The sequence below is a fragment of the Pseudonocardia tropica genome (assembly GCF_040105315.1).
Lineage (GTDB): Bacteria > Actinomycetota > Actinomycetes > Mycobacteriales > Pseudonocardiaceae > Pseudonocardia > Pseudonocardia alni.
Genome location: NZ_JBEDNP010000011.1, coordinates 78799 through 91621 on the forward strand (window position 1 = coordinate 78799; position 12823 = coordinate 91621).

General features: G+C 72.0%; 13 protein-coding genes. 2 read left to right on the top strand and 11 right to left on the bottom strand.

Going from position 1 to position 12823, the window contains the following annotated elements; translation table 11 throughout:
- Positions 1 to 57: 57 nt before the first annotated feature.
- The 3 genes from WHI96_RS18820 to WHI96_RS18830 form a co-directional block, all read right to left on the bottom strand.
- Positions 58 to 945: a PHP domain-containing protein gene (locus WHI96_RS18820; RefSeq protein WP_345640981.1), complete on the bottom strand. Its 888-nt coding sequence runs from the start codon at positions 943 to 945 to the stop codon at positions 58 to 60.
- 226 nt (positions 946 to 1171) lie between these two features.
- Complete coding sequence (locus WHI96_RS18825) at positions 1172 to 1729, bottom strand: PH domain-containing protein (protein ID WP_345640978.1); 558 nt, start codon at positions 1727 to 1729, stop codon at positions 1172 to 1174.
- A 4-nt stretch (positions 1730 to 1733) separates the two neighbouring features.
- Positions 1734 to 1886, bottom strand: a complete 153-nt coding sequence (locus WHI96_RS18830; RefSeq protein WP_167379107.1) for a hypothetical protein — start codon at positions 1884 to 1886, stop codon at positions 1734 to 1736.
- A gap of 109 nt (positions 1887 to 1995) precedes the next feature.
- Between WHI96_RS18830 and WHI96_RS18835 the strand changes: the two genes are divergently transcribed.
- Positions 1996 to 2400, top strand: a complete 405-nt coding sequence (locus WHI96_RS18835) for an NUDIX hydrolase (RefSeq protein ID WP_345640975.1) — start codon at positions 1996 to 1998, stop codon at positions 2398 to 2400.
- Between the two features lie 103 nt (positions 2401 to 2503).
- Here WHI96_RS18835 and WHI96_RS18840 read toward each other — a convergent pair whose 3' ends face one another.
- Positions 2504 to 3007: a MaoC family dehydratase gene (locus tag WHI96_RS18840; RefSeq protein WP_020623563.1), complete on the bottom strand. Its 504-nt coding sequence runs from the start codon at positions 3005 to 3007 to the stop codon at positions 2504 to 2506.
- Between the two features lie 363 nt (positions 3008 to 3370).
- Here WHI96_RS18840 and corA point away from each other — a divergent pair, with 363 nt between their 5' ends.
- Positions 3371 to 4477 (top strand): magnesium/cobalt transporter CorA, encoded by a 1107-nt coding sequence (gene corA, locus WHI96_RS18845; protein ID WP_345641013.1) that lies wholly within the window; start codon positions 3371 to 3373, stop codon positions 4475 to 4477.
- A 16-nt stretch (positions 4478 to 4493) separates the two neighbouring features.
- Here corA and WHI96_RS18850 read toward each other — a convergent pair whose 3' ends face one another.
- The 7 genes from WHI96_RS18850 to WHI96_RS18880 all read right to left on the bottom strand — a co-directional run bounded on the left by WHI96_RS18850 (position 4494) and on the right by WHI96_RS18880 (position 12791).
- Entirely contained in the window at positions 4494 to 6023 is a 1530-nt protein-coding gene (locus WHI96_RS18850) for a methyltransferase domain-containing protein (RefSeq protein WP_349302422.1), read from the bottom strand.
- Between the two features lie 154 nt (positions 6024 to 6177).
- Positions 6178 to 6387, bottom strand: a complete 210-nt coding sequence (locus tag WHI96_RS18855; RefSeq protein ID WP_345640969.1) for a YbdD/YjiX family protein — start codon at positions 6385 to 6387, stop codon at positions 6178 to 6180.
- A 2-nt stretch (positions 6388 to 6389) separates the two neighbouring features.
- Complete coding sequence (locus tag WHI96_RS18860) at positions 6390 to 8636, bottom strand: carbon starvation CstA family protein (protein WP_345640965.1); 2247 nt, start codon at positions 8634 to 8636, stop codon at positions 6390 to 6392.
- Between the two features lie 145 nt (positions 8637 to 8781).
- Complete coding sequence (locus tag WHI96_RS18865; protein WP_345640962.1) at positions 8782 to 9303, bottom strand: YflT domain-containing protein; 522 nt, start codon at positions 9301 to 9303, stop codon at positions 8782 to 8784.
- Between the two features lie 165 nt (positions 9304 to 9468).
- The gene (locus WHI96_RS18870; protein ID WP_345640959.1) at positions 9469 to 10662 is read right to left on the bottom strand and encodes an acyl-CoA dehydrogenase family protein; all 1194 of its coding nucleotides are present in this window, start codon (positions 10660 to 10662) and stop codon (positions 9469 to 9471) included.
- 77 nt (positions 10663 to 10739) lie between these two features.
- Positions 10740 to 11699, bottom strand: coding sequence for an HpcH/HpaI aldolase/citrate lyase family protein (locus WHI96_RS18875; RefSeq protein WP_345640957.1), 960 nt, complete (start codon positions 11697 to 11699; stop codon positions 10740 to 10742).
- Positions 11700 to 11864: 165 nt separating this feature from the next.
- A complete protein-coding gene (locus WHI96_RS18880) occupies positions 11865 to 12791 on the bottom strand; it encodes a PhzF family phenazine biosynthesis protein (RefSeq protein WP_345640954.1) in 927 nt (308 codons plus the stop codon).
- Positions 12792 to 12823 lie beyond the last annotated feature (32 nt).

Genomic DNA, 12823 nt, shown 5'->3' on the forward strand with positions numbered 1-12823 from the left:
GGCGCCACGGTACTCCCGGACGGTCACCGACCGTCGATCACTCCCGGCGACGCCCCGTCACGCGGTGCCGCCGGATCCGCCGTGCAGCACGGGGACGCCGGTGGCCCGTTCGGTCAGTGCCGCGTAGACCTCCGGGTCGGTCGTCTCCTCGGCGAGCGGGGTCGTCTTGTTCGTGCCGTGGTAGTCGCTGGAGCCGGTCGCGAGCAGGCCGTGCTCGGCGACTATCCCGCGCAGCAGCTCGCGGTCGGCCGGGGCGTGGTTCGGGTGGTCGACCTCGATCCCGCCCAGCCCCCAGCCGACGAGGTCGACGAGCACCGACGGCTCCACGACCACACCGCGCCTGCGGGCCAGCGGGTGCGCGAACACCGCGACCCCGCCCGCCGCGACGATCATCTCGACGGCCGTCTCGACCCGGGTGTCGGCCCGCGGAACGTAGTAGGGGCTGTCGTTGTGCAGCAGCTCGGCGAAGGCCTCGTCGACCGACCCGACGACGCCGGCCGCGACGAGCGCGCGCGCCAGGTGCGGCCGGCCCGCGCTGCCGCCCTCGGGCAGGTGCGCGAACACGGTGTCGACGTCCACCGGGTACCCGTCGGCGGCCATCCGCCCGATCATCGTCTCCAGCCGCTGCACGCGCTCGGACCGCAGCCGTTCCTGCTCCGCGACGAGCGCGGCGTGCTCCGGGTCGAACAGGTAGCCGAGCAGGTGCACCGAGCAGCGCGGCTCCCCCGTGCGGCCGGTCGGGCTCAGGCAGGAGAACTCCGCGCCGCGCACCAGCGCGAGACCGGCCGGCAGCGCGGCCACCGCCTCGGCCCACCCGGCGGTGGTGTCGTGGTCGGTGATCGCGACGACGTCGAGCCCCGCGGCGCCGGCCGCCCGGACCAGCCCGGCCGGGGAGTCGGTGCCGTCGGACGCGGTGGAGTGGGCGTGCAGGTCGATGACGGACACGCGCCGACCCTAGCCCCGCGCACCGCCGACGCACCCCGGGACGCGACGCCTACTCCCCCGTCGGTCGGGACGACCCGGTCCGTCGGCCGGCGCGGTCCGGACGTGCACGACCTGCTCCGACGACACCGGGGGCATCCGGCGCCGCCGCAGGGCCGGCCCGTCGACGAGCGGCGCGTCGGTGCCGTCGGGTCCGCGCAGTGCAGCTCCCGGAGAGCTGGCGGCGGGGTCAGCGCCGCCAGCGCGGTTTGGCGAGCATCCCGGTCGCGCGGGTCTTGCCCTTCTCCCCGAAGACCAGCTCGGAGAGCGCCTCGTAGATCTCCTCGGGGCGCGGCATGTAGTCGATGCGGTTGAGTGCCTGGATCTGGCCGGCGGACTCGACGACCATCGTCCCGTAGCCGAGCATGCGCCCGGACAGCGACCGCTGGAACGTCAGGTCGGTGACCTTGCCCAGGGGCATCATGCCGACGTTGTGCACGATGATCCCCTGGGCGATCATCACCCGCTTGTCCGTGATCACGATCCGCTCGATCCACCACAGGATCGACAGCGCCGTGTAGCGCAGGACCGCGACGACGACCAGGTAGAACGCCAGGTTGTCGATCACGACGTCCAGCACCGGGTCGATCCCGGGCCGGTCGAGCAGCTGCTCGACGCCGATCACCACGATGATGAACAGCCCCGTCTGCCAGATGTGTCTGACCATCACCGCCCAGTGCTGGCGCACACGGATGACGCGCCGCTCCGTGGGGAGCAGGTACTCGTCGATCTCCCGGGGCGCGAGCACGGGCTCAGATCAGGTTGGTGACGAAGGTCGAGACGGACTGCGCCGCGTCGTAGAGGATGTTGCCTACGTTCGAGACCGAACCGGCTGCACCATTGGGATTGGTGATCACCAGGAAGATCCCCAGCGCCACCGCTACCAGGATCAGGATCTTCTTCACGTTCCCTGCCCACCCGTTTCTCGGTGTGTCGGACACACAGACATGTCATTGGTACCGGAGGGCCGGCTGGCCCCGGTACCGGCACCCGAGCAGCGTACCGTCGTTCCGGATGACCGACAGTAGCCGACACGTCGCCTGCGTGGGTGGAATCGTCTTCGACCCGGACGGACGATTGCTGCTCGTCCGCAGGGCGAACGAGCCTGGTCGGGGGCTGTGGTCGGTCCCCGGCGGACGGGTCGAGCCGGGCGAGAGCGAACACGAGGCCGTGGTCCGCGAGCTCGTCGAGGAGACCGGTCTGACCGTCGTCCCCGGGCGGCGGGCCGGGGTGGTGTTCCGCGGCCCGTACCGGATCGCCGACTACGTCTGCACCCTCGCGACCGGCGACGGCACCCCACGGGCCGGCGACGACGCCACCGACGCCCGGTTCGTCGACCGGGCGGACTATGCGGCGCTGGCCGTCGTCGACGGCCTCACCGAGACGCTCGGCGGCTGGGACTGCCTGCCACGGACCTGACCGCCACGGCGGGTGCCCGTCCGGCCCCGCGGTATGCGTGTGGGTGACACACGACGACCCCCGCTCCGGGACGGAGTCGGGGGCCGGCGTCGCGTGCCGCGGGTCAGACCTGCGGCGTGGGGCGGCCGGGCTGCTCCCCGCCGCGGCTGTCGCCGTAGGACCGCTTGGGCACCATGACCTTACGGCGGAAGGTGCACACAACGGTGCCGTCCTGCTTGTAGCCGCGGGTCTCGACGTACACGACGCCGCGGTCGTCCTTCGACTTCGACGGGGTCTTGTCGAGGACCTCGGTCTCGCCGTAGATCGTGTCGCCGTGGAAGGTCGGCTTCGTGTGCTTGAGCGACTCGACCTCGAGGTTCGCGATCGCCTTGCCCGACACGTCCGGCACGGACATGCCCAGCAGCAGCGAGTAGATGTAGTTGCCGACCACGACGTTCTTGCCGAAGTCGGTCGTCTCCTCCGCGTAGTGCGCATCCATGTGCAGCGGGTGGTGGTTCATGGTGAGGAGGCAGAACAGGTGGTCGTCGTACTCGGTGACCGTCTTGCCGGGCCAGTGCTTGTAGACGGCACCGACCTCGAACTCCTCGTAGTAGCGCCCGAACTGCACCGTTCACGCTCCCATCACGCCGTCGATTCGTTGCGGGAGTAATCTACCCGGTGGCCCGCGCGAGGAAGGGCGGTCCGGCTCACACGTGCGCGGTCGGGGATGTCACATCACGGTGACGTCCGCCTGCGCACGGACGAGACACAGGACGTCCGCCGAACAGCAGGGAGGTGAGTGCGGTGTCCGCGTCCCAGACACCGGCGAGCAGTAGGTGCCGCCTCCCGCTGCACACGGCCCCGAGGTACGTCGCGGGCTGATCCCGGCGGGAGGCGAGTTCCGGCCCGGCGGCCGCCCTGCGCGGTCGCACCGTTCCCCGGTGCCGCTCGCCCCCGAGCCGTACCGGCACGCCCGGAGGTGGTCCTCGTGATGCCCTCGCTCTCCCAGCTCCGCCCCACCATCCGTCCGTCCCGCCGCGCCGAGCGCGCCGCGGCGCGGGCCGCCGCGAGCCCGCCCGTCCGGCTACGTGTCCCGCTGTCCGCCTACGTCGTCGACTGCGCCGTCTACGTCGACGGCCACCGGCTCCCCGGCCGCTGGACCCACGACGAGGCGATCGCCGAGGTCCGCGAACGCGGCGAGGGCTTCGTCTGGATCGGGCTGCACGAGCCGGACGAGGAGCAGATCTCCGGCGTCGCCGAGACCTACGGGCTGCACGAGCTCGCCGTCGAGGACGCGGTGCACGCGCACAACCGCCCCAAGCTCGAGCGCTACGACGACACGCTGTTCATGGTGCTCAAGACCGTCCGCTACGTCGGGCACGCCGACCCGACGACGTCGAACGAGATCGTCGAGACCGGTGAGGTCATGGCCTTCCTCGGGCGCGACTTCGTCGTGACCGTCCGGCACGGCCGCCACACCGGCCTGCGGGAGGTCCGGCGACGGCTCGAGGACGACCCGGAGCAGCTGTCCCTCGGCCCGGCCGCGGTGCTGCACGCGATCGCCGACCACGTCGTCGACTCCTACATCGAGGTCTGCGGGCAGATCGAGGACGACATCGACGCCGTCGAGGGCGAGGTGTTCTCGCCGCGCTCGACGATGAACCCCGAGCAGATCTACGTCATGAAGCGCGAGATCCTCGACCTGCGCCGTGCGGTGATGCCGCTGGTCGGGCCGATGCGCAAGCTCGCCGAGGGCTACAGCGCGCTGGTCCCGCACGACGTGCGGTCCTACTTCCGCGACGTCGACGACCACCTCGGTGGTGTCGCCGAGCAGGTGGCCGGCTTCAACGAGCTGCTGACCACCCTGGTCGACGCGGTCCTCGCGAAGATCAGCATGCGGCAGAACAACGACATGCGGAAGATCACCGCGTACGCGGGCCTGATCTCGGTGCCGACGATGATCGCCGGCGTCTACGGCATGAACTTCGACTCGATGCCCGAGCTGCACTGGGACTTCGGCTACCCGATGGTCCTGCTCGTCATCGCGACGCTGTGCGGGCTGCTGTACCGCAACTTCCGCCGCAACGGCTGGCTGTAGGCCGGGGCACCGACGGTCAGACCCGGCGGGTGCCCGTCGGCGGGGTCGGCGGCTCGTCGTCCCCGCCGGGCGGCGCCGCGTCCCCGGGCCGCGGCCGCGGGGGGCCGGGGCGCCGGAGCCCGACCGGGCGGCGCGGACGGGGGCCGGGTGCGGGGCGCCGCGGGCCCGTGGCGCCGGGTCCGGCAGGTCCGGGCTCGGCAGCGCCGCGGTCGGGTCCGGCGGCACCGGGGTCGGAGTCGGCGGCACCGGGGCCGGGTTCCGCGGCACCGGGGCCGGGTTCCGTGGCACCGGGGCCGGAGGTTTCGGGCCGGGAGCCCGGCAGCCCGTACCGCAGCGCGCGGGCCACGGCGTGCCCGCGCGGGCGGGTGTCCGGGTCGTCGTCCTCGGTGGGGGCGGGGTCGTCCGCCGCACCGGACCCACCCGGGTCGGGGTCGACCGGGGCGGGGACACCGGCATCGCGGTCACCCGGTGCACCGTCGGCACCCGTCCGGTCGCCCGGCCCACCGTCGGCACCCGTCCGGTCGCCCGGCGTGCGGTCGGCACCCCCACGGTCACCGGGGCCGCCGGCGTCCACACCGGACGGGGCCGGGTCCGGGGCGACGTCGGCGTCGCCCTCCCCCACCTCGACACCGTCGCCCCCGAGCACCTGCTCCGGGAGCGCCTCGGCGTAGCCGGGATCCTCGGGGCCGCCCTCGTCGACGGGCTCGGTCGTGTCCTCGGGAGCCGGGGCGGACTCGTCCCGGAGGGGCCGCCACCCGGCGGCGGCGATGGCCGAGCGGCGGGCGCGGCGTTCCTGGCGCTCCCCCACCACGTCGGGCTCGTCGGGGCGCCGTCCCAGGAACGTGTGCACGAGGTGCTGCTGGACCCCGCCGACGGTCTGGACACGGACGTCGTCGAACCCGGCCCGTTCCATCCGTTGCACCATCTGCTCGGGCCCACCGGCCGTCGCGATCCGCCTGGCCCGGTAGCGGGCGAGGTCCGCGGCCCCCCAGCGCAGCGAGGCCATCGGGAGCATCCAGGTCCAGTTCGCCGTCGTCCAGCGCATCCGGCTCCGGCCGCCGACGGCGTAGTCGTGCACCGCCAGCGGGGCGCCGGGCGCGAGCAGGCTCAGCAGCCGGCGCAGGCCGTGCTCGGCGTCGGGCAGGTTGGACACCAGGAAGGACGCGAGGATCCCGTCGAACGGGCCCTCGATGCCGGCCTCGGCGAGGGTCTCCAGCCGGGAGTGCACGAACGTCACCCGGGGCGACCAGTTCTTCTTCCGGGCGACGGCGAGCATCTCCGCGGACGCGTCGACCGCGACCACCTCGGCGCCCCCGACGCTGGTCAGCAACGCCTCGGTGGACACCCCGGTGCCGCAGCCGACGTCGAGCAGACGCAGACCGTGGCCGTCGCCCAGGCCCATCCGCGACGCCGACACCCGCAGGTGGGTGCGGTAGCCGGGCAGGGTCGCGACGAAGGCGTCGAAGCCCGCGGCACCCCGCCCGTAGGCACGGTGCACCGTGGCCGGGCGGATCTGGTCGCTCTCCTGCCACGCCTCGCCGCTCACGGGGCCTGATCCTGCCCGCAGCGGCCCGTGTCCGGAACCCGACGCGCCCTCCCCGGTGGGGTGTGACACCCACCCGGGAGGGCGCGCTGGGCCGAACGTGGAGCCCCGGCCACCCGTGCGGCGCAGCGGGTCCGGCCGGAGGAGTGGCGCCGCCTCAGCAGCAGCGGCCCTGCGGGTTGTCCTCCTGGTACGCGGTGCGGGCCCGCCAGTACTCCCGCTCGGTCATCGGCGGGTGGTCGTGCCCGCTGCGACGGTGGTGGTCGAGGTAGCGGTCGTACAGGTCCGCCCCGATCACCCCGCGCCACCAGCCGTGCAGCGCCCGCAGCCGGGCCAGCATCGTGGCCGCCACGGTCGGTGCCGCCACGGTCAGTGCCCCGACCGGGCCGGGGTGCCGACCGCCTCGGTCCACTCCTTCTCCAGCTCCTTCTCCGCCGGGGTCGCGACCAGGCCGGCCGGGGCGTAGAGCCGCGAGGGCACCGGCTCCTCCTCGTTGTCCGGGCGGCCGCCCATCGAGATCGACCTCCAGGCGGCCAGGACCGCGGCGACGATCACGACGAGCGCGAGCGCCACGAACAGGATCGACAGCGTGCCCTGGACGAAGGTGTTGCGGACGACGGCCGCCATCGCCTGCGGGGTGCCCGCGGTGCCGAAGCTCGTCTCCCCGGACGCGATGGCCTCCCGGAAGGCGAAGTGCTGCGCCCAGTACCCGATCTTCGGGTTCGAGGAGAAGATCTTGTACATCGACGCCGTGACCGTCACGACGGCCGCGAACGCCAGCGGCACGACGATGATCCACAGGTAGCGCACGTGCCCGCGCCGGGCCGCGATCGCCAGGCAGACCGCGAGCGCGATCGCCGCCAGCAGCTGGTTCGCGATGCCGAACAGCGGGAAGAGCGTGTTGATCCCGCCCAGCGGGTCGGTCACGCCCATCAGCAGGATCGCGCCCCAGGCACCGACCATCAGCCCGGTGCAGATCCAGGCGGCCGGCCGCCACGAGGTGTCCTTGAACCTCGGGGCCACGGTGCCGATCGCGTCCTGCAGCATGAAGCGCGCCACCCGGGTGCCTGCGTCCACCGCGGTGAGGATGAACAGCGCCTCGAACATGATCGCGAAGTGGTACCAGAAGCTCATCATCCCGGGCCCGCCGATGAACTGCTGCATGATGTTCGCCAGGCCCACCGCCAGCGTCGGTGCACCCCCGGTGCGGGAGACGATCGACTCCTCGCCGACCAGTGCCGCGGTCGTGGCGAGCTGGTCGGGGGTGACGTTGACGTTCATCAGGCCGAGCGAGTTCACGAACGCGGCCGCGCCCTCGACGGTGCCCTCGGTCAGCGACGCGGGCACGTTCATCGCGAAGTAGAGCCCGCGGTCGATCGACAGCGCCGCGACCAGCGCCATGATCGCCACGAAGGACTCCATGAGCATGCCGCCGTAGCCGATGAAGCGGGTCTGGCGCTCCTTCTCGACCAGCTTGGGCGTGGTGCCCGAGGAGATCAGGGCGTGGAAGCCGGACAGCGCGCCGCAGGCGATCGTCACGAACAGGAACGGGAACAGCGACCCGGCGACGACGGGGCCGTCGTCCCGCCCGGCGAACTCGCTGAACGCGGGCGCCGCGAGCTCGGGGCGGACGACGATGATCGCCACCGCGAGCAGCACGATCGTGCCGATCTTCATGAACGTCGACAGGTAGTCGCGCGGGGCGAGCAGCAGCCAGACCGGGAGCACCGCGGCCACGAAGCCGTAGACGATCACGCCCCAGGCGATGGTGGTGCGGTCCATGGTGAACAGCGCCTGACCCCAGCCGGTCTCGGAGACCCAGCCGCCGGCGACGATCGCGCCGATCAGCAGCACGAAGCCGATCCAGGAGACCTCGGAGACCTTCCCGGGCCGCAGGTACCGCAGGTAGACGCCCATGAACAGGGCGATCGGGATGGTCAGCGCCACCGAGAAGACGCCCCACGGGCTCTCCCCCAGCGCGTTGACCACGACCAGCGTGAGCACCGCGATCAGGATGATCATGATGGCGAGGGTCGCGATGATCGCCGCGATCCCGCCGACCCGGCCGAGCTCCTCGCGGGCCATCTGGCCCAGAGAGCGGCCTCCGCGGCGCATCGAGAAGAACAGCACCAGGTAGTCCTGGACCGCACCGGCGACGATGACGCCGACGATGATCCAGATCGTGCCCGGCAGGTACCCCATCTGCGCGGCGAGGACCGGCCCGACCAGCGGACCGGCACCGGCGATCGCGGCGAAGTGGTGGCCGTAGAGGACCCGCCGGTCGGTCGGCAGGAAGTCCTGGCCGTTCTCCTTGTACTCGGCCGGGGTGGCGCGCCGGTCGTCCGGGCGCAGCAGCCTGTTCTCGATGTAGCGGGAGTAGAACCGGTACGCGATCGCGTAGGTGCTCACCGCCGCGAACACGAACCAGATCGCGTTGACCGTCTCCCCGCGGACCAGCGCGAGCATCACCCACGCCACACCGCCCAGCAGGGCGACCGCCGCCCACACCGCGATCTTCAGCGGTGTCCACGTCCGTTGTTCGGCGAGGAGCACCTCCTCGTCCACCGCCGACGGCGGGAGTTCGCGCTCCGCCGGTCCGCCCGACACCTGTGTCATCGCGTCCCTCCGATATGTCCGACGCGCGCACTATAGGAGGCGGTGTGCCCTGTGGGAACAGATGTCCGCTTGTCGACGCACGACGGCCGCCGCCACCCGGTCGGGTGACGACGGCCGCGGGGTCGTGCGGGTGGGCCGGGAGCGGTCAGAGGCCCCCGCCGGGGGTGCCCATCGCCAGCTTGGCCAGCATCTCGCGGGCCTGCTCGGCGTTGCGCGGCTCGCACAGGACGTCGTAGCGGCCCGCCACCATCTGGCTGGCGGACTGGAAGTCCCGGCGGCCCTTGCTCGCGCTGTAGCTGACCGCGGCGAAGGCCATGAAGAACACCGCGCCGGACACCAGGCCGACGACGATGGGCAGGAAGTTGCCGTCCGGGGAGAACACGAACAGCAGGACGCCGACGAACAGGCCCAGCCAGGCGCCCTGCGCCGCGCCGGAGGCGAGCACCCGGCCCCAGGTCAGACGGGCGATGACCCGCTCCACGAGCATCAGGTCGACGCCGACGATCGTCACGTCGGCGACCGGGAAGTCGGAGTCGGCGAGGTGGTCGACGGCTCGCTGCGCCTCCTCGTAGGTGGCGTAGGAGCCCACCGGCCACCCGGTCGGCGGAGTGGGCAGCTGCGGCAGGCCCGGAGCCGGACGAGTCTGGCCGCCGAAGGGGTTGGTCATGGCGTGCTCCTCGTGGAAGATGTCCTGTCTCGTCGTCGGTGCAACGTTCGACCGGACCGCGACGTGCCCCGAACACTAGTCGCGGAGCCGCAGGTCACACCCACCGACCGGACGACACGGCCCCGCACCCCGGGACGGGGTACGGGGCCGTGGACGCGGGTGCGGTCAGCGCAGCTTGTAGTCGCGCAGCAGACCCCGGGAGATGATCGTCTTCTGGATCTCCGAGGTGCCCTCGCCGATCAGCAGGAACGGCGCCTCGCGCATGAGACGCTCGATCTCGTACTCCTTGGAGTAGCCGTAGCCGCCGTGGATGCGGAACGCCTCCTCGGTGACCTCCTTGCAGTACTCCGAGGCGAGCATCTTGGCCATACCGGCCTCGACGTCGTTGCGCTCGCCGCGGTCCTTCAGACGTGCGGCGTTGACCATCATCAGGTGCGCGGCCTCGACCTTGGTCGCCATCTCGGCGATCTTGAACGCGATCGCCTGGTGCTGGACGATCGGCTTACCGAAGGTCGAGCGCTGCTGGGCGTACTCGACGCCCAGCTCGAAGGCCCGGATCGCGATGCCGCAGGCGCGGGCGGCGACGTTCACCCGGCCGACCTCGACGCCGTCCATCATGTGCGAGAAGCCCTTGCCGCGTTCCCCGCCCAGGATCTGGTCACCGGAGATCCGGTGACCCTTGAACACCAGCTCGGTGGTGTCGACCCCCTTGTAGCCCATCTTGTCGATCTTGCCCGGCACGATCAGGCCGGGGGCGACCTCGCCGTAGCCGGTGGGCTTCTCGACGAGGAAGGTCGTCAGGTTCTGGTGCGGGCGCTCGGCACCCTCGTCGGTCTTCACCAGCACCGCGGTCAGGTTCGACGTGCCACCGTTGGTCAGCCACATCTTGGCGCCGTCGATGACGTAGTCGTCGCCGTCCTGCTTGGCGCGGGTCTTGATCGCCGCGACGTCCGAGCCCAGGTCCGGCTCGGACATCGAGAACGAGCCGCGGGTCTCGCCCGTGGCCATCCGCGGCAGGTAGCGCTCCTTCTGCGCCTGCGTGCCGTGCTGGCGGAGCATGTACGCCACGATGAAGTGGGTGTTGATCACGCCGGAGACGCTCATCCAGCCGCGGGCGATCTCCTCGACCACCAGGGCGTAGGTGAGCAGCGACTCGCCGAGGCCGCCGTACTCCTCCGGGATCATGAGGCCGAACAGCCCCATCTCCTTCATCCCGTCGACGATGTCCTGCGGGTAGGTGTCCGCGTGCTCCAGGGCCGTCGCGTGCGGGATGATCTCCTTGTCCACGAAGCTGCGGACGGTGGACAGGATCTCGGTCTGGATGTCGGTCAGACCGGCGGTCTGGGCGAGCCGGGCCATGGGGTTTCCTCCTGAACGGCTGCGGTCGGGGTGGGCGGGGCGGGGCTCAGCGCTGAGGTTCGTTCCGCGAGCTGCTCTCACGCCTCCGGCGGGGTCCACTTGTCGGTGCGGGTCATGCCCGCCGCCCGGCCCTTGCCCGAGATCACCAGCGCCATCTTGCGGCTGGCCTCGTCGATCATCTCGTCCCCGATCATCGCCGCGCCGCGCTTCCCGCCGGCCTCGGAGGTGAAGTACTCGTAGGCGTCGAGGATGTTCTCGGCGTGGTCGTAGTCGCTCTGCGCCGGGGAGAAGGTCTCGTTGGCGGCGTCGATCTGGCCGGGGTGCAGGACCCACTTGCCGTCGAAGCCCAGCGCCGCGGAGCGGCCGGCGACCCGGCGGAACCCGTCGACGTCCTTGATCTGCAGGTACGGGCCGTCGATGGCCTGCTTGTCGTGCGCGCGGGCCGCCATCAGGATCGACATGAGGATGTGGTGGTAGGCGTCGCCCACGTCGTAGCCGGGGGGCTGCTCGCCGACGACCAGGGACTTCATGTTGATCGAGGCCATGAAGTCGGCCGGGCCGAAGATGATCGTCTCGACCCGCGGCGACGCGGTGGCGATCGCGTTGACGTTCGTCAGGCCCAGCGCGTTCTCGATCTGCGCCTCGATGCCGATCCGGCCCACCTCGAGACCGTTGGTCTTCTCGATCTGGGTCAGCAGCAGGTCCAGCGCGACGACCTGCTCGGGGGTCTGCACCTTCGGCAGCATGATCGCGTCCAGGTTGGCGCCGGCGCCCTCGACGACCTGGACGACGTCACGGTAGGTCCACTCGGTGGTCCAGTCGTTGACCCGGACGACGCGGATCTTCTCGCCCCAGCCGCCCTCGTTGAGTGCCTCGACGATGGTGGTCCGGGCACCCGGCTTGGCCAGCGGGGCGCAGGCGTCCTCCAGGTCCAGGAAGACCTGGTCGGAGTTCAGCGTGCGAGCCTTGTCGATGAACTTCTGGCTCGATCCGGGCACGGCCAGGCAGGACCGGCGGGCGCGGAGGGTGGTGCTCACAGGCGGGCTCCTCGTCGAGATCGTCCTCGTCCGCGTCGCGGCGACGACGTCGTCACGACACGGGCGCTCGGGTTGGGGACTGATGCTGGCACGACGACGGCCCCGGCGCCCCGTCCAGGTGATTGGTTTCTCACCCGCCGGTGCTCAGGTGCGGTTACCCGTCGGTCACCCCTGTTCGGGAGGTGGGGTAAGGGAGCCCCTGGCCACCGCCACGACGGTTCCGCCGACCCAGCTCCCGACGGCCCGGCCGCCCTCGGTGCGCACGCCGGCGTAGAGCGTGGACGGTCGGCCCATCTCCACCCCCTGGGTCACGACGAAGGAGTGCTCGCCGTCGTCGGTGACCAGACCGCGGTCGGCGAGGAAGATCCCGAGGGCGACGGCGGCCGAGCCCGTCGCCGGGTCCTCGGGCACCCCGATCCCGATGCCGAACATGCGGGCGTGGACCCGCTCGGCGGTGGCGTCGACGGCGGCGACGAGCAGCCCGGTCGCGCCGCTGTCGGCGACCGCGGCGGCCAGTGCCGCGGGGTCGGGCACCGCGCGGGCGACCGCGCCGGGGACGACGAGCAGGATCGCGAAGTCGGTCCCGGCACCGGCCACACCCGGCACGGCGGCGCCGTCGACGTCGTCGGGGCCGAGGCCGAGCGCGGCGGCGAGGCGGACGGCGTTCAGCTCGGCGCCGACCGACGGCGTTCCGCCCCACACCCGGGCGCCGGTGTCGTCGACCCGCACGGGCAGCAGCCCGGCTCCGCACTCCTGCACGCGGTCGCCCTCGCCGATGATGCCGTCGCGGGCCAGCACCCAGGCGGTGCCGACACTGGGGTGCCCGGCGAAGGCGAGCTCGGCGAGCGGGGTGAAGATCCGCACCCGGTAGTCCGCACCGCCCTCGCCGTCGCCGGTCGGGGCCAGCGGGAACGTCGTCTCCGACAGGTTGAACTCCCGCGCGATCGCCTGCATCCGGGCCGTGGACAGCGCCTCGGCGCCGTGCACCACGGACAGCGGGTTGCCCGCGTAGGGACGGTCGGTGAACACGTCGACGATGTCGTAGCGGAGGGGTTCGGGGTCCTGGCCGGGATCGTGCTGCGGCTCGTTCACGGCGGGCGAGCCTAGTCACACGGCCGGAGCGG